The 20135-nt window shown below is 67.5% G+C and carries 14 protein-coding genes; 7 read left to right on the forward strand and 7 right to left on the reverse strand.

The genetic code is table 11. The features are described 5' to 3' along the window. The first annotated feature begins 2 nt into the window (after positions 1-2). Together F464_RS0109090 and F464_RS0109095 are read left to right on the forward strand one after the other, a co-directional pair. Positions 3-1247: a lipid II flippase MurJ gene (locus F464_RS0109090; protein ID WP_157353635.1), complete on the forward strand. Its 1245-nt coding sequence runs from the start codon at positions 3-5 to the stop codon at positions 1245-1247. Continuing rightward, positions 1225-2358 (forward strand): glycosyltransferase family 4 protein, encoded by a 1134-nt coding sequence (locus F464_RS0109095; protein WP_026295867.1) that lies wholly within the window; start codon positions 1225-1227, stop codon positions 2356-2358. Before F464_RS0109090 ends, F464_RS0109095 begins: the two co-directional genes overlap by 23 nt. On the opposite strand, the gene F464_RS28090 is transcribed toward F464_RS0109095, so the two are convergent. From F464_RS28090 to F464_RS29860, 3 genes are read right to left on the reverse strand one after another with little or no spacing between them, the layout of a single operon-like run. After that, positions 2304-3443 (reverse strand): glycosyltransferase, encoded by a 1140-nt coding sequence (locus F464_RS28090; RefSeq protein WP_018989489.1) that lies wholly within the window; start codon positions 3441-3443, stop codon positions 2304-2306. The two genes, F464_RS0109095 and F464_RS28090, sit on opposite strands and share 55 nt — an antisense overlap. Then, the gene (gene asnB, locus F464_RS0109105) at positions 3440-5293 is read right to left on the reverse strand and encodes an asparagine synthase (glutamine-hydrolyzing) (protein ID WP_018989490.1); all 1854 of its coding nucleotides are present in this window, start codon (positions 5291-5293) and stop codon (positions 3440-3442) included. Before asnB ends, F464_RS28090 begins: the two co-directional genes overlap by 4 nt. After that, positions 5293-6408, reverse strand: a complete 1116-nt coding sequence (locus tag F464_RS29860) for a glycosyltransferase family 4 protein (protein WP_232428867.1) — start codon at positions 6406-6408, stop codon at positions 5293-5295. The genes asnB and F464_RS29860 overlap by 1 nt, the downstream gene beginning before the upstream one ends. Between F464_RS29860 and F464_RS31555 the strand changes: the two genes are divergently transcribed. Beyond that, positions 6334-6534, forward strand: coding sequence for a hypothetical protein (locus F464_RS31555; protein ID WP_232428873.1), 201 nt, complete (start codon positions 6334-6336; stop codon positions 6532-6534). The two genes, F464_RS29860 and F464_RS31555, sit on opposite strands and share 75 nt — an antisense overlap. Here F464_RS31555 and F464_RS0109120 read toward each other — a convergent pair whose 3' ends face one another. From F464_RS0109120 to F464_RS0109130, 3 genes are all read right to left on the reverse strand, one after another. Continuing rightward, positions 6535-7776, reverse strand: coding sequence for a glycosyltransferase family 87 protein (locus tag F464_RS0109120; protein ID WP_232428860.1), 1242 nt, complete (start codon positions 7774-7776; stop codon positions 6535-6537). A 109-nt stretch (positions 7777-7885) separates the two neighbouring features. Beyond that, positions 7886-10402: a cytochrome c3 family protein gene (locus F464_RS0109125; RefSeq protein WP_018989493.1), complete on the reverse strand. Its 2517-nt coding sequence runs from the start codon at positions 10400-10402 to the stop codon at positions 7886-7888. 246 nt (positions 10403-10648) lie between these two features. Next, the gene (locus F464_RS0109130; protein WP_018989494.1) at positions 10649-12055 is read right to left on the reverse strand and encodes a diguanylate cyclase; all 1407 of its coding nucleotides are present in this window, start codon (positions 12053-12055) and stop codon (positions 10649-10651) included. Positions 12056-12347: 292 nt separating this feature from the next. On the opposite strand from F464_RS0109130, the gene F464_RS0109135 reads away from it, so the two are divergent. The 3 genes from F464_RS0109135 to F464_RS0109145 are packed head-to-tail and all read left to right on the forward strand — an operon-like array spanning position 12348 to position 16236. Beyond that, a complete protein-coding gene (locus F464_RS0109135) occupies positions 12348-13613 on the forward strand; it encodes a glycosyltransferase family 9 protein (RefSeq protein ID WP_026295870.1) in 1266 nt (421 codons plus the stop codon). Then, entirely contained in the window at positions 13610-14818 is a 1209-nt protein-coding gene (locus F464_RS0109140; RefSeq protein ID WP_018989496.1) for an aminotransferase class I/II-fold pyridoxal phosphate-dependent enzyme, read from the forward strand. Before F464_RS0109135 ends, F464_RS0109140 begins: the two co-directional genes overlap by 4 nt. After that, a complete protein-coding gene (locus F464_RS0109145; RefSeq protein ID WP_018989497.1) occupies positions 14815-16236 on the forward strand; it encodes a B12-binding domain-containing radical SAM protein in 1422 nt (473 codons plus the stop codon). Before F464_RS0109140 ends, F464_RS0109145 begins: the two co-directional genes overlap by 4 nt. 44 nt (positions 16237-16280) lie before the next feature. Here the strand turns inward: F464_RS0109145 and F464_RS0109150 are convergent, their stop codons facing one another. Next, positions 16281-16625 (reverse strand): DUF2249 domain-containing protein, encoded by a 345-nt coding sequence (locus tag F464_RS0109150; RefSeq protein WP_018989498.1) that lies wholly within the window; start codon positions 16623-16625, stop codon positions 16281-16283. Between the two features lie 400 nt (positions 16626-17025). Here F464_RS0109150 and F464_RS28100 point away from each other — a divergent pair, with 400 nt between their 5' ends. Continuing rightward, positions 17026-20115: a bifunctional diguanylate cyclase/phosphodiesterase gene (locus tag F464_RS28100; RefSeq protein WP_018989499.1), complete on the forward strand. Its 3090-nt coding sequence runs from the start codon at positions 17026-17028 to the stop codon at positions 20113-20115. Positions 20116-20135 lie beyond the last annotated feature (20 nt).

Consider the following 20135-nt stretch of genomic DNA (forward strand, 5'->3'; position numbering starts at 1 on the left):
GGATGGGGCGAAGCTCCGAGGTCGGTCGCGCCGCTTTGCGCGTCGGATTGTCGTCTGCCGGGGAAGTCGTCGGCCGGGCAGTCAATCTTCTCCTGCCATTCGTTCTCTTTGCTGCCCATAAGGCCGACGCCTACACGGACGGCTTCTTCCTGGCGCTTGCTGTTGCCTTGTTCGTGCAGGCTTCGGTCGGTGGAGGGCTCGTCAGCGCGCTCGTGCCGGAGTTCGTCCGCTCGGACGAGCGGAGGAGTATGGTCGTTTTCGCAGTCGGCGCAGCGGGTGCGGGCTTGCTTGCCGGAGTCTCGGCTTCCGTCGTGACAGCCGGCACCCTGCCGGCATCGGTGTCGGCAATAGCGGTGGGCACCATGGCGGCAGCCGGGCTTCTCGCGGCGCCGCCGATCGCGCTGCTGAATGCCGACCATCGTTATGGAGTTCCGGGCTTGTGTTGGGCCCTGCGGTTGGTGCCGGTCGCGCTGTTTGTCGTCGCGGAGGATGCGGGGCGTCAACTTGCGGCACTGCTGCTCGGGCTGGCTGCCGCCGATGCGCTGCGTGCGGTGATCCTGTTGCGGATGACGCGGGCAAGGCTGGGATTCTCGCGATCGCAACCTCAGCTTGGATTTCCGGTGTCGGCCGCGAGCGTCATTCTGGCGTCAGTTGTCGCGGGCTTCAATCCGTTGGTGGTGCGTTGGATCGCTACACTGCATGATCCGGGCAGCGTGTCGCTGCTCGAGGCAGCGGATCGTCTCTATTCGAGCGTTGCGTCGCTCGCCACGATCGGCGTCGGCAGCGTGACGCTGGTATATCTGGCGCGCTTGCGGGGTGCGGACGGGGAGGTGCGACGCTGGCGAACGATTCTGCGCGTGTCGATAGCCTGGAGCATGTTGTGGCTGGTGGTGAGCCTTGCGCTGTGGCGCTGGTTTCCCTGGGATGGATCGTGGTTTGTGTTGCAGAGTCCGGAGGGGATGAAGGCAGTGCGCGATACCTTCCTTTGTCTGGCAGTCGGCATGACGGGGTTCATCCTGACGGGCGTGTTTGCGCGACGCCTGTTGGTCGTCGGCTTGTCGCACTGGCTGGTGCCGTTGTCGCTCGCGGGGCTTGCCTGCACACTGGTAGCAGGCCTGCTGGCGGTTCCAGCGTTTGGCGTACCCGGAATCGGTGCAGCCTTGTCGCTGACCCAATATCTTGTCGCGGGGCTGATGATTCTGGTGCTCAAGTCGAAGGGTAAGGATGCGCATACTCGTTCTGGCTGATGTGCCCCCGGGCACTGTGGGCGGCGCGGAGGTGCAGGCTTGGCACCTTGCACGACAGTGGGCGGCAAACGGTCATGCAGTATTGGTTGCCGGGGTCAACAACGTGCCGCGCACCGAGGGTCGGGTGACCGTGGTCAGGTTGCCGCTTTGGCAGCGGAGCCGGTTGTCACGCGGTGTGAGCTACCTGCTGGCAGTGATGTGGCTGATGTGGCGGCGGCGCGGCGGGTTCGAGGTGGTTTATTGCCGCTTCATCCGTGAACAGGCGTTTGCAGCGAGCTTCGCGCGGGCCCTCGGGCTTCTCGGGTGCCCGGTGGTCGTGTGTCCCGCCTGCGCGGCGGGGCATGGTGACGTTCATCGCATCCTGCGCTCGCCCGCACGTTCGATTTGGGTGTGGGTGCTACGTCGGGGGGGGCTGACAATCAATGCGATGAGTCGCCAGATGAGGGATGAAATTCCGCTGCTCGGTCTCGCCGATACGCGGATTTCAGATATTCCGAACGGCGTCCTCATGCCAGAGTTGCCCTTACGGTCGTCGAGTGCTGCGGGGCCCTGGAAGGTCCTGTTCCTGGGACGGCTAGTCGAGCAGAAAGGGGTGGATGTATTGCTCGACGCCGCACAGCGGCTCCGGCAGGCCGGGCATGATTTCGTGATCGAGGTTGTCGGCGACGGTCCCTTGCGTGGGGTCTTGTCGGAGCGTGTCGCATCGCTGGGGCTAGACGGCTGTGTGAGGATGACCGGCGCGAAGGCGCCCGACGCGCTCAGTGACGTATTCCTGCACGCCGATGTCTTCGTCTTGCCGTCGCGGTACGAGGGTATGCCAGGTGTCCTGTTGCAGGCGCTCGCTTATGGCGTGCCGGTCATCGCGACGCGCGTGAGCGGATCGGAGGATATCGTGAGTGAGGATGTCGGCTGGCTCGTTCCTGTCGATGATCCTGGGGCGCTGGCCGGCGCATTCGAAGAGGCATTTCGACGCGGGCGAGACGAGCTCCGTGCGATGGGCGCCAAGGGGCGCGCGTTGGCGGCCCAGGCCCATGACATCGAAGTCATTGCGCGGCGCTACGAGAGGCTTTTCGTGGAGTTGATCGAATCCTCGCACAAGACTCCAAGGTAGGCGCCGATTGCGGCATCGGTGGCCGCTGACGTCGCTGCGGCGCCTGAGTCTTGCGAACGGGTTCGCGCGACCAGGCGGCCGATCGCCCTGGCGAGTGCGCCGGGGTATGCCGGAGGAACCAGGACAACTAGCCCGCAGGTAGCCAGTGATAGGGCGGAATCGTCATATTCGGTAACGACTGCGGGAATGCCGAGAGTCAGTGCCTCGAGCAGCGCATTCGGGTGCCCTTCCCAGAGCGAACTCAATACGAACAGATCTGCACGTGCCATCCAGCGCCAGGGGTTGGCGTCGAAGCCGGGCAAGTGGATACGGGTGCTGATGCCGAGTTCGGTCGCCAGTGCTTCCAGGCGCGGACGCTCGGGCCCCTCGCCGACGATGATCAGTCGCGCGGACAAGGTGGCTGGAAGCAGCGCGAAGGCCCGCAGCAGGGTGGCGTAATCCTTCTGCGGAATCAGACGTCCCGCGGAAATCACGACCTTGAGGTCCGGGGCTTGCAGCCACGGGTGGGCGAGCGGTTCGTTGCCCTGTGCCCGGATTCGCGCGGCATCGACTGGGTTGGGGATGCAGTGGATCTTGGCTGGCGGAACGGCGAGATCCCGGACGAGCTGCTCGGCCATGACGTCGGTGAGGGCGATCACCGCGTCGGCATGGGGGTACAGCCAGCGCATGGCGCGGCGGCGTAGCGTACTGGTGTGGTTTTCCAGCGTGACGGCTTCGCGGATCACAAGCCGCAGAGGAATGCCGGCGGCGCGGCGGGCAAGGATGGCGACGAGGTTGGCGCCGGTGATGGTGCTGAGCAGGGCTTCGGGGCGCTCCTTTTTGAGCCACGCGCCGAGGCGGCGTATCGACGACAGGGTGAAGCCGAGCTGGCCGAGGCCGTGCGCTCGCGCGGCGAGATCGACGAGCCGGACTTCGTCGGGGATCTCGGCGAGGAGGGGGCCGGTTGCCTGCAGCAGGATCAGGTCGATGCGGTGGCCACGGGCGGCGAATTCTCGCGCCAGCAGGAGCATCACGCGCTGGGCTCCGCCCGCCTCGAGCTCGGGCAGGAGGAGGGCGATATGGCGGCCGGGGCCGACGATGCTCACGGGCGCTGGCGCTTCCACAACAGATAGGCGTACAGCGCCCACAGGCGGTAGCCGTGGTCGCGGCTGCTGCTTCGGTGTTCGGCGACCAGCGCCGCGACGGCTTCCGGCTGTAGCGGGCCGTCGGTGTCCTCGTGGGCAAGGGCGAGAAGGCGGTCACCCAATTCGCCGCGGAACCACGCGTGGATGGGAACGCCGAAGCCTTGCTTGCGGCGGCGCCATAGCGACGCGGGGAGGCGGTCGGCGAAGCTTTCATGCAGCATCCGTTTGCCGCGGCTGCCGCGCCGGTGCCAGGTACGGGGCAAGGAAAAGGCGAGTTCGACCACTTCGCGGTCGAGAAAGGGGGCGCGGGTTTCCAGCGAATGCGCCATGCTGGCGCGGTCGACCTTGACGAGGATGTCCTGCGGCAGGTAAATCAGTGCGTCGGCGAACATCATGCGGGCGATGTCGTCGGGTGCCGTGCTTTCCGGGATGCCGGGCGGAGGATGGCCGCGGCCGTCGAGGTCCGGCGCCAGTCGATGCAGGTGGGCCGGCGCGAACATCAGCGGCGCGAAATAGGGCGTTTCGGCCTGTTGTCGGCCGACGACGTCCATGAACAGATGCGCTTTCTTGAGCACGCTGCGGCTGTGATGCGCGGTGGGTTCGGGCAGGGCGCGCACGGCCCGTTCCGCCAAGTGGCGCAGGCCGGCGGGCAGGCGCGAATACCAGCGCAGGATGTTGCGTGCCTGATAGCGCTGGTAGCCGCTGAACAGTTCGTCGCCGCCGTCGCCGGAAAGGGCCACCTTGACGCGTTGTGCCGCGACGCGCGAGACGAGGGCCGTGGGCAGCAGCGAAGCGTCGGCGAAGGGTTGTCCGACGTGGTTCAGCAGCAGGCGTTCGAGTTCCGTTTCGTCCCAGCCGGCGAGCACTTCCTCGTAATGGTCGGTGCCGAGGGCGTCCGCGGCGAGGCGTGCGTAGCGCCGTTCGTCGAATGCGGCCTCGGTGAAGCCGATCGTGAAGGTTTTCAGCGGCAGGCCGAGTTCCTGTCGCACAAGCGCGCACACCAGGGTCGAATCGACGCCCCCTGACAGGAAGGCGCCGACTTCGACGTCCGCGACCATGCGGCGTTTGACGGCTGTGGTCATCGCCGTGCGCAGTGCCTGGCGCGCTGCGGACGGGTCGCCGGCGAAGGGGCGCACCTGCAGCTGCCACCAGGCGCGTTGTTCCAGAGCGCTTCCGGGGTGCCAGTGGCCGACGTGGCCGGGCAGGATCTCGCGCACTTCGCGCCATGCACTGCGGCCGGGCATCGTGTAGCCGTAGCGGAGGTAGTCGGCGGTACTGTCGGCGTCCTCGTGCCAAGGGGTATCGCTCAGCTGGCGCAGGGCCGGCAATTCGGATGCGCAGGCCAATCCGCCGCCCGGGAGTTCCTGCACGAAGAGCGGTTTCTTGCCCATGCGGTCGCGGCCGAGGATGAGCGTCTTTTGCTGCGAGCCCCAGAAGGCGAAGGCCCACATCCCTTCGAGTCGTTCGAGAAAACGCTCTCCCTCGAGGATCAGGCCGGCGAGCAGGACTTCGGTGTCGCCGTGGGTGCGGAAATTCCAGCGCGGCTCGAGCCGTTGGCGGACTTCGGCGTAGTTGTAGATTTCGCCGTTGTACGCGAGGACGTAGCGGCCGCTCGTGTCGGGCATAGGCTGGGGGCTGCCGGCGAGGTCGATGATCGATAGCCGCCTGTGGCCGAGCACTGCGTCGCCCACGTGTTCGATGCGCCCGTCGTCGGGGCCGCGGTGGTGCATCGCGGCAAGGCATCGGGCCATGCGCCGGGCCGCGTCGGGCGGGGGAGTGCGCGCGTCGTGGAGAAAGGCGAGTCCGCACATCAGCGGGGTCCGCTTGGTCGAATGAGGGTTTCAAAGAGTCGGGCGTACGAGGCTGCGGCGCGGTCCCAGGTGAGCCCCTCGTCGACGATGAAGCGGCGGGCCGCGGTGCCGAGCCGAGCGCGCAAATCCGGGTCGGCCAGGCGGTCCAGCTGCGCCGCGAGTGTCGCGACGTTACCCGGCGGATAGAGCAGGCCGCGCTCATCGGCTCCGATCAACTCGCGAACGCCGTCGATGTCGCAGGCGATGACCGGGCGGGCCGCGGCGAAGGCTTCGAGGACGACGTTCGGCCGCCCCTCGGCGAGACTCGGCAGCACGAAGGCGTCCGCGGCGGCGAGCAGCTCGACGATGCGGGCGGGAGGCAGAAAGGGCAGGAAGCGGATGCGGTCCTGCAGGCCCAGGTCGCGGACGAGCATCGAGAGACGTTCCCTTTCCGTCCCTTCGCCGACGATGGTGAGCGAGTGGGGGCGTTGCGTCAGGGCGAGCGCATCGACCAGGGTTGAGACGCTCTTCCGCGGGATCAGGCTGGCGACGCACAGCAGTTCGAGGGGTCCGTCGGGCTTGCTGCGAGGTGCAAGCCGGAGGAATTCGGGCGCGACGCCATTGGGGATTGTCTGCAGTTTCGGTCCGAGTGCAGGGATTGTGCGGTCCAGGACATGGCGCATCGCCTCGCTCACCGTAACCACACCCTGGCAGAGATGGGCACACAGAGCGAGGATCGACCGGAACAGCTTCCCTTTGTGGGCGCGGTTGGCGTCTTCGCCGCGCAGGGTGACCACGACGGGGATCCCGCGGACGCGGCCGACCACGCCGGCGACGATGCCGCAAATCGACCAGTTTGCGAAGATCACATCTGCCCCCCGTGCGTGTCTCCACGATGCGGCCAGCATCGACAACAGGAAGGGGGGCACGAGCATGAGATTCGCGCGGTTCGCTCCGATAGCCGCAGGAATGCCGCCCGCGCCGTGGGCGAGGATCTGTTGCGTGCGCGGGGCATAACGGAAAGTGATGACTGCCGGCCCGCCCGCGGGCGGGCGGGGCGCATGGACGTCGGCTGGAGTCAGAACCCGGAGGTCGACCTGCTGCGCAAGGGCTTCGGCGAGGCGCTGAACGAACAGCCCGCTGACGGACTGTTCGTTCAATGGATACGAGGTCGTAAGCAGGAGTACGCGCAGCTTGTGTGGTACGGACTGCAGGTCGGGGCGGGGATAGTCGGTTTGTGCGGGGGCCATGCGGGATCGTGATCAGGCACTCGAAGTGGCCGTGGCCAGCGGCGTCCGCAGAGCGTGAATGAAGCGGCGGAGCGCAATTGCAAGCAGGGCCGCAACGAGGGCCGGGCCGATCTGGATGCTGAGGCGTGCGGCGATCAGGAATGAGGTGAGCAGGCCGGCGAAGCTGAGCACGAGCGCTGCGATTTCGTACGCGCGCGCGCCGCGCTGCTGCATGTCCATCCAGATCCAGGCCGCAGCGGGAACCACGATGACGAGATCGTAAAGGTAGACCATGGGTATCGCGAGCGGTGTCGCCAGGCACAGGATCGCGGATTGCAGGCCGAGCGTTTCGGGGCGGCGGCGACCGGTAGCCCAAACGACGCCGACGCACAGGGCGGCGAATGCGGCGGCCGTGAACTGCAGCGTCCAGGCTCGCTCGATCGGAATGCCGGCGAGATGGGCTGCGCTGAGAATCGACGTCATCGAGTTCCACGTGTAGGCCCCGGCGTCGAAGCCGTCGATATGGAACAGGGTGGTGCCGATAAAGCCGTACCATGGGTCGACGCCGAGAACCGCGATGCTCACGGCAATCAGTGCGACGACGGTGAGCGCTGCGCCGGCAAATGCCCGCCAGTGCCCTCCGGCAGCCAGCGCGATCGGGATCAGGATGCCGAGGTGCGGCTTGACGCTGGCTAGGCCGATCCAGAATCCGGCGGCGAGCGGTCGCGCTTGAAGGCGTGCGAGCCCGAGCCCGATCAAGCCGCCGCTGAGAAACCCCGTCTGGCCATAGGCGAGATTGAAGAATGCCGGGGGGGCGGCAAGCCCGAACGCTGCCGCGCTCGAGCGCCGCGGGATGATTGCGCGCATGGCCGCCAGGTAGGGCACTGCCGTGGCAAGGATCCAGGCGATGAAGGACGGCAGATAGGGCAGCCACGCGAGCGGCATTGCGAACAGGATGAAGGTCGGAGGGTACATCCACGGCGCGAAGCCCGCCTGACGGGCTTGTGCCTCATTGATGGTGTTGCCATAAACGGCATAGGCGCTGGCGACGTTTGCCTGGTACATCCGTCGTGCGTAGTAGAGGTTTTCCGCCGGTTCGGTCCGCAACAGCATCGATGCCGCATACAGCGATGTGTAGTCGGTGTATAGCGGCGCCGCGCCGCGCGCAGCGGACCGATAGCCGCGATCGAGTTCCCACGCCACGAATGCGAGATAGCCGAACACGACCAGCCACAGCAAGGTGCCGGCATGTGTCGGGAGCCGCGAACTTATCACTCGATTCCGCATGCATGCGTCGTTACGGTGAATGGATGTCATGTGCCCGATGTCTGCTTGAGGCTGTGCCCGTGACCTTCGCCCGCACCGCAGCGAGCATCAGGCCCTCCTATGGCGGACTGCTGCACGTGCTCGTTTTCATCCAGTTGATGCCCTGATCGCCGCTGCCCCCGCTGCGCGAACCGCAGTCGCCAATGACCCACTGATTGTTGCTCTTGAAGTTCACGATTTTCAGCATCGCGTTGCGGTAGTACGGCCCGTTCGTGTAGGCGCCGTTCGGCTGCTCGGTACCGGCGGTGAGACCGACCTCGGGACCGGTGTCGTTGAGGTTCACGAGCAGCGACTTGTTCTTCCAGCCGTGCGGGACCGCGATATGACACCAGTTGCAGCGTGTTCTCGAGAGCTTGCTCCGCGCGCTATGGATGAAGTGGCCGTCGCCCTTGTCGGTCTTGAAGCCGCTCGTGCCACCACCTCCATCCGTCGGCGCGTAGGTGGTCTGTTGATGGCACTTGAAACACAGCGCATTGGCCTGGCTGCCGTCGGTGCTCGTATTCCACAACCCTTTGAGGATGAAATCGTTGCTGGAGCCATGCGGACCCCACGGTCCCGAGGGCGTGATCGAGCCGGCGGGGGTGTCCGCGCCATGGCAGTCGGTGCAGTACATCGTCTGGTTGCCGACGTTTGCGTTCCACGGTGCGCGCCATGAATCGGCACTGGCACCGTTGCGCTGCGCGGTGCCTCGGCCGGTGACGTCCATGACCGGGTGCCAGGAGCGGTGATTATTGGCGTTGAAGTTCGCACCGGCGCCGGCCGCCGTGCCTAGCAAGGTCTGCGCGCCCTTGTGTCCCGCGGGTGCCTGGAATTCGCGGGCCTGGTTCGTGTAGCGGTCGAAGTTTGCACGCGGGCTGGGTGTTCCCGGCGCGCCGAGGAAGGGGCGCGAGTTACCACTCGGCAGGACGTTGTCGTCGTAGTAGCCATAGTCGGAATGGCACTTCAGGCAGATCTGGTATTCGCGCGTGACCCAAGTGCTTCCTACGGTCGTGGCGGCTCCCGTGCCGCCGTCGCCTCTCTTTTCGTCATAGCGGTTCGGCAGCTGAAAGAAGCTCTGGTCGCTGTACACTGGTTCGACGCCGAAAGCGCCGCGCAGCGCACCTGAGGCGATGTTGCCGTTGCTGGTGGTGGAGGGGGCGCCGTTGGCGCCGCCGGGCACGTGCGTGCGTTTGGCGGGGTCGCCCAGCGTGGTGAACAGGTTGTTGCGCGTCACGCGGTGCGGGTTGTGGCAGTCGGTGCACTCGGCGTGGCGATTGGCGTTGTTGTTCAGGCCGAGCGTCTCGCGCGCTTCGGTGAAATTGCTGTCCTTGATATCGTGCGTTTCGACGCCGGACGCCTGTTCGGTGCTGGTGATCGGCATGTGCCGTGCCAGGGTGAAGTCGGTCTTGATGTTCGGAACGGTGCCCGTCGCGATGTTCAGGATGCTGCCGGCTGAATCCGTGTGGCACTGGTAGCAGGTTTCCTCGATCGCCGAGACGCTGTTGGGCGCCGCGCCAGAGTCTCCGCCGAGCTTGTAGGCGCCCGCGCCGGTGCCGCCGGTGCCGCCGAGGACGCCTTCGCGCAGCAGGCGGCGCGAGCCTTGCACGGCGTGGGTGTCGTGGCAGTTGAGGCAGCCGGCCTCCCACACCTGGATGCTCGCCTTGCCGCCGAGGAGGAATTCGCGCCGGTTCGCGGCGTCGGTCTTGTAGGTTTCGTCGGCGATCGTCTGTGACGCGTGCGAGGACTGCGCCCAGGCGGTGCTGAGCTTTTCGTGACAGCCGAGGCAGATCTGGTCCGAGGCGGGCAGGAATGGGCCGCCCGCCGGGTTGACCGTCTGCAGGCGGTTCAGGCGTAGGAACTTCGGCACGTCCAGGTGAGGGTCGTGGCAGGTGGTGCATTGGACCTGGCCGGCGCCGGCGGTGCCCGTCGGCTGCAGCGGCAGCAGCGGCTTGTAGCCGGCGCTGCGGATGCCGATGACCGTGCCGCTGCCCGCCGGACTGCGCTGTTGGGCGTCCATGTGGCGCAACTCACCGTCGGCATTCGCGAGGGTTTCGTTGTAGGTGAAGGAGATCGGGTGGTCGTTGCGCAGATCGATGCCGAGGTTGCGCGTGAAGCCGGAGGTGGCCCCCTGCGGGCCGGCGGGCATCGTGCCGCCTGCATCGGTGCCCCCCATGGTCACCGACACGTTGGACTTGCCGCCGAGTACGCCGACTGTGCCGATCGCCATCGTGCCGTCGTGACAGGACAGGCACAGCTTGGAGCTGCCGCCGGGCTGTGACAGCGCGCCGAAGATGGTCTGGGCGTCGAGCGAGTTCGAGGTGTAGGGCGTGTAGGTCGCACTCGAAAGGGTGCGGTTCCACAGCGGCGCCGGGGCGGCCGTATTTGCGGCGTGCGGGGTGTGGCAGAAGACGCAGATCTGGCTTTCCGTCGTAGCCTTGACGGTTCCCGAGCCGGATGAAGACAGGTTGTGTTTGGTGTTGGAGATCTTCGACTGCTGGGCTTCGGCCGGCGCAACGCTGCCTGCGAGCGACAGCATGCACGCGACGAGAGTCAGGATGTGCCGGAAACCGGTGGCGGGGCGACTGTAATTTTCCATTCCAGTACTTTGGTCTTGGGTGCGCACACGGGTTTCGGGCAACTCGCAATCATGCGTCGCACAGTGGATCTGATCGCTTGCGAACCGCTTCCGCCGGGCGTCCGAGGGGAAATTCCCCGCGTGGGATGATCTTCCGGCGCCAGTTCGGCAGCGTGCCGGCATGGGCGCGGTTCATGACGACGGCAATGCTATCCTTGCCATTATCAGGCAGCGCGACGCGAATGAAAAGCGTGGCGGGGTGAGGACTTACATGTCGTTTCCCGATGGGGTTTCAAGGTAACGGAAATATTGCCGGTCGGCGCCGACGAGGTGCTGGGCGACGACGTCGTAGGCGAGGAACTGGAATACCTCTGCGATCGGGAGCTCGGCGTCTTGTCTGGCGCGCTCGAACAGCCGCGTGGCCTGAGCGAGCAGGCGTCCGTGCTCTGCAGTATGCGCCTCGCGGGCGGGAAAACCGATGGAGTGGTGCAGTTGCTCTTCTTCTGCAAAGTGTGCGGTGATGTCCTCGACGAGGACTTCCATCGCTTCGAGGACTTCTGCCCGCGGTGCGTGCGAAATCACGGCGTGCAGAAGCCGGTTTGCGTGTTCGAAGAGTTGACGGTGCTGGCGGTCCACCCGTTCGTTGCCGCTGCGGTAACTTTCGCGCCACACCAGTTCGACCGGCGAACAGGCCATGCGGGTGCCGTCGCTCGCGAATGCGGAGTAGGGGTCGGCGACGACGCGATTGCGTCCGGTGTCCTTGGCCCGGTACATCGCACGGTCGGCGCGTGCGAGCCAGTGCTCGAAGCCTTCGCCGCAGTGGTATTCGGCGACGCCGATGCTGATGGTGATCGGTCGTGCACTCGATAGCTGCGCTTCGGACACGCGTGCGCACAGTTTTTGCGCAAGTTGTTCGGCTTCGCGCAGGGCGGTGTCGGGCGCGAGCACGACGAACTCTTCGCCACCCCAGCGCGTGACGGTGTCGGCGTGACGGATGTCGCTGCGGATGCAGCGGACGAGTTCGACGAGCACGTAATCGCCGACGGCGTGGCCGAACTGGTCGTTGATTTCCTTGAAGTGGTCGACGTCGAGCACGAGCAGGGAAACGGAATGGCCGTGGCGTTCGGCGCGGGACATTTCGAGCAAGGCGGCGTCTTCGAGGTGGCGGCGGTTCCATGCGCCGGTCAGCCGGTCGGTGTAGGCGAGCCGCTCCATCTGTTCGAGGGCGTGCAGGAGTTCTGCGTGGCGTGCCTCGGCGTATTCGGCCGCGTTGGCGGTGGTGCCGGTGCGCGCGCCGATTTCGGTGGCGATCATCCCCGATGCGATGACCTCGCCGTCGCCCGCGCGCAGCGGGAAGCGTGTGATGAGGAAGCGGCGCGAGCGCAGTCCCACGACGGCCTCTTCTTCGCTGTGCGTGACCTGGACCGATGCGTCGTTGCCGATGCGCAGGGCCCGGGACACGCCGGCAGTGCGCAGTACGTCGTCTTCGTGCCTGCCCGGCAGCGATTCGGCCGGCAGATTTAGCATCTGCGCGAAGGAATCGTTCGCGTACAGGTAGGTGCCGTCGTTGGCGCGAATGCCAATCAGGGCCGGCGACTGGGCAATGAGCGAATGCAGGAGCGACGTGTGGGCGCCGCGTGCCGGGTTTTCCGTTAAGGCCAGGGTGTCGCTCATTCGACCGGTTCCCGAGTGCGTGCACAATAACCGCACTCTCATCGATGGTTTGCGATCAGCGGCATTCTAACGGGATCGGGGGGTGTTTGGCGTGATGCCGGTCACGTGCGTTCCGACCATGACGGCAGGCGACGGCGCGGGCAAAGCGCGGTATAGTCCGCTCCGTTCAAAACCACCGGAATTGCCTGCTTGTACGCGTATTTCATCCGATTGCGCGCGCATGTCCCCGACATGAATGCGAGGCCGGCGCAGGTGGCCTGGCGAAGTGGCGGTCCTTGCCGGAGGAGTGCCCGTGCCCGGGCCTGAGGCGATGCGCCGCATGGACCGCTGGCTCGGCGTGCCGGTGTGCGCCTTGCTGTCCGGAATGCGTCGGGCGGCGCGTACGTGGCGGCGTACACGCGCCCAGGAGCAGGCGGTGCGCCGCGTGCTCTTCGTGCAACTGGCCGAATCCGGCAGCATGGTCCTTGCGGATCCGGCGATGCGCGAGCTGACGGCGCGCAGCGGTGCGCAGGCGTACTGCCTGACCTTCGCGCACAATCGCGACAGCCTTGCGATTGCAGGCACGGTGGCGCCCGAGCGGGTGTTCGTGATGCGCACGGGTTCGCTGCGCGTGTTGGTGACGGATGCCTGGCGTTTCCTGCGGGACGTGCGGCGGGAGCGTATCGATGCGCTCATCGATCTCGAACTGTTCTCGCGCCTGACCGCGGCCTTGTGCGTGCTGACGGGGGTGCGCCGGCGCGCGGGTTTCCACCGCTTCGGAGGGGTCGGCTTGTATCGCGGCGACCTGTATACGCATCCGCTGGCTTTCAATCCGCAACTGCACATGGCGCAGAACTACCTGATGCTTGTGGAGGCCCTGTTCGCCGAGGATGTACCGCCCGCACCGCGCGTCCCCGCGGCGATGCTGGTGCCGAGCGTGTGTCGGCGCGAGTTGGGCGCGGACGAGCTTGCGGTGGTGCGGGAACGGATGGGCCGCCTGCGGGGTGGTCCGATTGGCGACGAACGTCTCGTCTTGGTGAACGCCAATGCGAGCGCGATGCTGCCGCAGCGGCGCTGGCCGCAGGCGCACTTCGTGGCCCTGGTGCGCGCGACGCTTGCGCGCTATGCGGATGTACGCGTGCTGCTGATCGGGGCCGAGGACGACAGGGCGACGACGGCAGCGATCGCGGACGAGGTCGGTGATGAACGCTGCGCCGATATTGCGGGGCACTTCGCCCTCGGTGAATTGCCGGCGCTGTTTGCGCTCGGCGCCGCGCTGGTCAGCAACGATTCGGGACCCGCGCACTTCGCCGCGGTCACGGCCCTGCCCGTGATCGCCCTGTTCGGGCCCGAGACGCCGGTGCTGTTCCGGCCGCTGGGGAATGCGACCGTGATCAGCGCCGGGCTGGCGTGTTCGCCGTGCGTGAATGCGGGTAATCAGCGGCGTACGCGCTGCACCGATAACCAGTGCATGCGGCGGATTGCCGTTGCCGAGGTGTTCGGTGCGCTGTGCCGGGTGCTCGATGCCCGGCCGTTGCGTCTGGCGCCGCGCGACGCGCTGGCCGAGGTCGGGGCGTGATCCCGCGCCGGCGCATTCCCCTGGAGTGGGGCGATCTCGCGGATGCCTTGCGCGCACCGTGGGTGTCGACCGATGCCGCGGCGCTGCAGGTGGCGGCTTTCGAGCGTGCATTCGCGGAGGCGGTCGGCGTGCCGCATGCCATTGCGACCGCGAGCGGCCGCGATGCGCTCGGACTGATCCTTGACGGGCTGGGGCTGGTCGCGGGCGACGAGCTGGTGATCCCGGCCTACACGCTGGGTGAGCTGGTGCCGCTGATTCGCGGGCGCGGCATCGTGCCGGTGCCGGCCGACGTGGATCCGTCGAGCTTCAACATGACGGCCGGGAGCGTGGCCGCCCGCATCGGGCCGCGCACGCGCGCTGTCTTCGTCGTGCATCTGCTCGGTGCGCCGTGCGACATCCGCGGCATCTGCGCCCTTGCCGATGCGCACGGCATTGCGGTGGTCGAGGATTGTGCGCATGCGTTCGGTGCGTCGGTCGACGGCCGGCCGGCCGGGAGCTTCGGCCGGGCGGCGCTGTTCAGCTTGGAGGCGACAAAGGCGGTGGCCGCGTTCGGCGGTGGTGTCATGGCGACGACGGACGAGGGGCTGGCGGCGGCGACCCGGGTGCGCCTGGCCGGGCGCGAACGGCGCGAGTGGCCGCCGGTGCGCAAGATGCTGCTGAAATTCGCCGAGGAACTCGCGGTGCGCAGCCCCGCGTATGCGATCGCAGCGCGCCTGATGTTTTCGTCGCACCGCGCGGGCGGCTTCGACCGGCTCTATCGTCGGGCGCACGACCGGGTGCGCGGCACGGCCGCTGCGTTCAGCGGCTTCCAGGCGCGGCTGGGGCTACGCAAGCTGGAGCGGGCGGCGGCGGCGCGACGGCGGCGGCTCGACGCGCAGTGGGAGCTGCTTGCGCGCAGCCTGCCGCCGCGCTTCGTCGCCCAGCGGCGCGGTGACTTCGGCGAGCCCGCTTTCTACAATTTCGTCGCGCGCTTTCTGGGCGACATCGGCGCGTTGCGTGCCGCGGCGCAGCGGCACGGGCTGGATCTGGGCATCGGCGCAGAGGTGATGGACGATACCGCGGCGATGCTCGGGTTTGCCGATTGCCCCGGGGCCGCGACCGCGGCGGCGCAGGCGGTGCTGATTCCGCTCTACGAGGGGTTGTCGGACCGGCGCCTGCGGCAGACGATTGCCATTCTCCGCCGACTTGCGGAGGAACTCGAATGAACGGCTCGGGGCATCCCGTCGTGGTGTTGCGCGTCGACCGCGAGGCGGGGCGACACACCGGTCATCCGCGCCATCTGCACCCGGCGCTCGACTTGCTGTATGTGCAGGCCGGACTGGAGGACACGCTGAAGGTCGCGGTGCCGCTGCTCGATGGCTGGTTGGGGGATTTCTCCGTCGATGCGTATGTTGCGCGCGTGCTGGCCCTGCTGCCGCGTGTCGCAGTGATCCGCGCCGTGACCTGGTGCCTGGAGGAGTCGGTGCGCGTCGCGGCGGCACTGCGCGCGGCCGGCGTCGTCACGATCGCGATCGGGCAACAGGTGCAGCACGTGGCGCGGGCGCGCTTTCGCGGCTGGGGCGAGGCCTACGACCTCGCGTTGCCGGGCGAGCCGGAGGAGGAGGCGCCGCGCTTGGCGCTGCGCGTGCTGGCGGGTGAGGACCTTGCGGCCCTGCGTGAGGAATGCCGGCGGCGCATGAATGCGGGCGAGATCGCGCTCGTGGAGGCGCCGGATGCGCTGCCGCGGCCGCGCTTCGGGCGTGATGCGCTGAAGGAGTATGCGTTCCCGTTCCCGGTGCGCGGCCGGCCGGTGTCGCGCTGGGGCTACGTGCTCACCGCCTGGGGTTGCCCGCGGCCGTGCCGCCACTGCACGGCCATCGTGCGCAAGAGCGTCGGGCGGGACCTGCGGGTGCGCGCGGTCGCCGACGTGGTCGACGAGGTGCTCGCGCTGAAGGCCGCCGGCGCGCAGGCGATTGCCTTTGAGGATGATTCGCTGCTGGTGCATCGCGGTCGCTTCCTGCAGCTGGCCGAAGAGCTGGTGCGCCGCGGGGTCGATTTGCCGTGGATGGCGAATGCGCGTCCCGACGAGCTCGATGCGGAGCGGGTGGCCGCGGCGGCCGCCGCCGGGGCGGTGCTGCTGAAGGTCGGCGTAGACAGCGGGTCGGCGCGGCTGATCGAGCGCTTGGGCAAGACTGCGGACGGGGCGGGCTGGATTGCGGCGACGGAAGCGGCCTTCGAACGGTTGGACCGCGCCGGTGTCGGTTCGGTGGCGCTGTTCATGGTCGGCATGCCGGACGAGACGGAGGACGACGCCGAGGGTACCTTGGCGCTGGCACGGCGCATCCGCCCGGATTACCTGCAGATGCAGATCTACCGCCCGTATCCGGACGTTCCCCTGTGGGGCGAGCTGCCGCCGCAGCTGCGCACGCACGGCGCCGACTACCATTACCTGACGCCCGCGAGCAGCTGCAGCCGCATTCCGCCGGCGGCGCTGACGGCCCTGCAGCGCCGCTTCTACCGGGCCTTCTACCTGCGCCCGGGCTTCGTGGCGCGCCACCTCGCGCGCCACTGGCGGCATTACCTGTCGCCGGCCGGACTGGCGCGCGCGCCCGGTGCGTTGGCGTACCTGCTGCGCGGCGCCTGAGAATATGGCAATGAGCCCGGCGCGTGGCCGGGCCCATTCGGGGCTTAGTGTCCCGAGCAGCCGCAGCCACCGCCGCCGCCACCGCAGCCGCCGCCCTGGGGTGCCGGGATCGGAGCGGGTTCCTGGTCGCGTGCGCCGAGCTGGATGCGGAAGTCGATGACGATGTTGCCCGGCTCGCGCGCGACGTATGCGATCGCGATCTGCGCGCCGTAGCGCTGCTGGATCTGGCCGAGCAGCGGCAGGGGGTCATGGTCGTTCACGAAGCGCATCGTCTCGCCGTCCTCGAGAGATTCGAGGGCGCCGAAGATCGCGGCGTGGCGGAAGCGTTTGGCGACGCCGCGGGCGTCGAAGGGAAAGACGGTGTTGTCGAGGATGGGCAGCTCGCTCATGAGCAGGGTCTCCGGTTTGGGGCGGCGAAAAGCGTATGAAAGGGGTGCTACAGGGTTCCGATCGTAGGCGGCAGAGGGGGGCTGCGCCTTGAGCCAGAACAAGAATCGACCCTTTGCCGCGCGGGGGTGGGGAGGTGCCGCGCGCTGCGTGCGGTATGACAATGTGCCGGGTTTTGTTCCGTGTGTTATCTTTAGATAAAACAAGAACATATTCGAGCAAAGAGGATGAGGCGAGCTGGGCGAAGTCCTTTCGGGTGTCGGAGACCCGAGGCGATGGGCAATATCGCTGTGCTGCGCTGCAGCATGCGGGGCGTTGTTGCGGGCGTGTGCCCGGATCAGCGAGGGGGCGATGCGCGCTAGCGACCGGTCGACGCCGTCGGCGACGGGCGCGCGGAAACGCATGCGCCTGGGCTTGCGCGGCCGCTATACCCTGTACGGCGCCGCGCTGACCACGCTGGTCGTGGTCGTGATGGCGGTTTTGTCGTATTTCAACGCGCGCGCCCTGGTGCACGGAATCGCCGCGGGGCACCTCACTCAGATTGCAAGTGCCGTGTCGGAACGCATCGAGCGCACGCTGGACCTTGCGCATCGCGAAACGGCTGCGCTTGCCGGGCAGCCCCTGCTGTCGAACGCGCTGCTCGATTCGCAGGGGCGCGATGCCTATCTGCGCCCCTTCCTGGCCCGGCACACGTTGCCGGCGTCCCTCGACTACAACCTGGTCGTGACCGACTACCGTGGTGACCCGGTCGCCGCCCGCAAGGCGCCGCGGAGTTTCCGTGGCGAGGCGTGGCTGTCGGACAAGGTGCTGCGCGGCGAAACCTATGCCGCCATCGACCGGCGTGACGCCGATGCCGTGCTGCGCGTTGCGGTCCCCATCTTCGTCAATGCCACGGGCACCTTCGAGGGGGCGTTGGTGTTCGAGGCGAATCTCGGTCAGTGGTTGCGGAGTGCCGGTTCGCCCTTCGATCTGCATGACGACGGCCTTGCGGAGGCGGCACTGACCGCGGGTGGAGGCATGGTCGTGCAGCGCAGCTTCCCGGGCAATTCGGCGCGGCGGGTGTCGAGTTCGCACGCGGTGAACTCGGGTCTGCCCCTGTCGGAGCCCTTGCTCGTGAGCGTGAGCATGGATGCCGAGGTGTTCGAACAACCGATCGAGGCGCTGCTCGCCGAGCACGTGGGATGGGGCCTGGTCGCGATCCTGCTGGTCGGGGCGGCCAGCCGCGCGCTTGCGCGCGCACAGACGCGCCGTATAGAGGAGCTTGCCCGCGAGGCGCGCGAAGTCGCGCTGACGGGGCGGCCGCGCCAGGGATTCAGTGCGGGGCTCTTCGGCAACGACGAGGTCGGAGATCTCGCGGCGAGCCTGGTGCGCCTGCTCGAGAACCTGAAGGCGCACGAGAGCGAGCTGGAATCCCTGGTCGAGGAGCGTACTGCCGACCTGAACCGTGCTCAGGCGATCGCGCATGTCGGGAGCTGGGTCTACCTGCCGTGGGAGCCGCGGCTCGAGCTGTCGGCCGAGACGCGCCGGCTGTTCGGTTTGCCGGGCGATCGACGGCCGTCGTGGGAGATCCTGCTGGAGGCCGTGCATTCCGAGGATCGCGCGATGGTACAGAGGGCGTGGAAGCGGGTGATCGCCGGGGAGCCCTTCTGCATCGAGCATCGTGTGCTGCTGGACGGGGAGGTGCGCTGGGTGCGCGAGATCGCCGAGCGCATCGTGATCCCGGGCGAGCCGCCACGCTGCGTCGGCACGGTGGAAGACATCACGGAACGGCGTCTGACCGAGGCGCGCATGCGCGAAGCGATGGTGGTGTTCTCGGCGTCGAGCCAGGGCATCATGACGATGGATGCGGAAGGCACGATCACGTCGGTCAATCCGGCTTTTTGCCGCATCACGGGCTACGTGGCCGAGGAGGTGCTCGGGCGCAAGTCCACGGTCTTCGGGGCCGGACGCCAGGACGAGGCCTTCCATGACGCGATGTGGTCGGCGCTCGCGATGTGCGGCGAGTGGGAGGGGGAGGTTTGGAACCGGCGCCGCAGCGGGGAGATCTACCCGCAATGGCTGACGATGTCGGCGGTGCACGGGGAACAGGACGGCGTGCTCGAATATGTCGCGATGTTCAGCGACATCACCGAGCGCAAGCAGCACGAGGACGAGATCTGGCGCCAGGCCAACTTCGACGCGCTGACCGGGCTGGCCAACCGCAGCCTGCTGTATGACCGTCTCGATCGCGCGCTCGTGCATGCGCGCCGCAACGGCAGCAAGGCGGGACTGTTGTTCCTGGACCTCGACGGCTTCAAGTGGGTGAACGACACGCTCGGCCACGACGTCGGCGACGGGCTGCTCGTCGAGGTCGCGCGCCGCCTCAAGGGCTGCGTGCGCGAGCAGGACACGGTGGCGCGTCTGGGCGGGGACGAGTTCACGATCGTGATCGGCGACCTGCTGGACGCCGAGGACTTGCGCACGGTCGGCGAGAAGGTGCTGGGTGTGCTGGAGGAGCCGATCGCGCTGGCGGGCACGCGGCACCAGATCTCGGGCAGCATGGGCATCACGGTATTCCCGGACGATGGCGAGGACGTGCACAGCCTGCTGCGCAACGCTGACATCGCGATGTACAAGTCCAAGCAGAACGGCAAGAACCGCTTCCATTTCTATGCGCGCGAGATGCAGTGCGATGCGCTCAAGCGCATGCAGATCGAGGCGGATCTGCGCACGGCGCTGGCGCAGGACGAATTCACGCTCGAATACCAGCCCATCGTCGTCGCCGACAGCGGCGAACTGTTCGGGGCCGAGGCGCTGATCCGTTGGACGCACCCGCAGCTCGGGTCGGTGCCGCCTTCGGATTTCGTTCCGGTGGCCGAGGATAGCGGCCTGATCGTGCCGATCGGCGCATGGGTGTTGCGCGAGGCCGTACGCCAGATGCACGCCTGGCGCCTCGTCGGTCATGTCTTGCAGCATCTGGCCGTCAACGTGTCGGGGGTGCAGTTCCGCGATCCGGCGCTGCCCGAGCTGGTCGCCGAGGTGATGGACGGCTACGCGGTGGCGTCGGGGGCGCTGACGCTGGAGATCTGCGAATCGGTGATGGTGGACGCCAACAGCGCCACCGAGAAACGCATGCGTGTGCTGAAGGATCAGGGGGTCGCGTATTCGCTCGACGACTTCGGCACCGGGTATTCGTCGCTGTCGTACCTGAAGCGCTTTCCGGTCGACATCGTCAAGATCGACCGTAGCTTCGTGCGCGATTGTCCTGACGACCGCAGCGACACACACCTGGTCGAGGCCATCATCAACATGGCGCACAGCCTCGACCTGAAGGTGGTCGCGGAAGGTGTCGAGACGCAGGCGCAGGCGGATTTCCTGCGCGAGCGGGGGTGCGACTACCTGCAGGGCTACCTGATCGCGAAACCGCTGCGCGCGGATGCGTTCGAGGGGCTGCTGCGCCGCAGCGTGTCGCCTGCAGGCCCTGCGGGTGTCGCGCTGGCGGCGGCGGGGTGAGAGGGCCGGGTGAGGGGGCG

Origin of the sequence: Aromatoleum toluclasticum ATCC 700605 (genome assembly GCF_000378245.1) — a bacterium.
In the GTDB taxonomy this organism is placed as follows: domain Bacteria; phylum Pseudomonadota; class Gammaproteobacteria; order Burkholderiales; family Rhodocyclaceae; genus Aromatoleum; species Aromatoleum toluclasticum.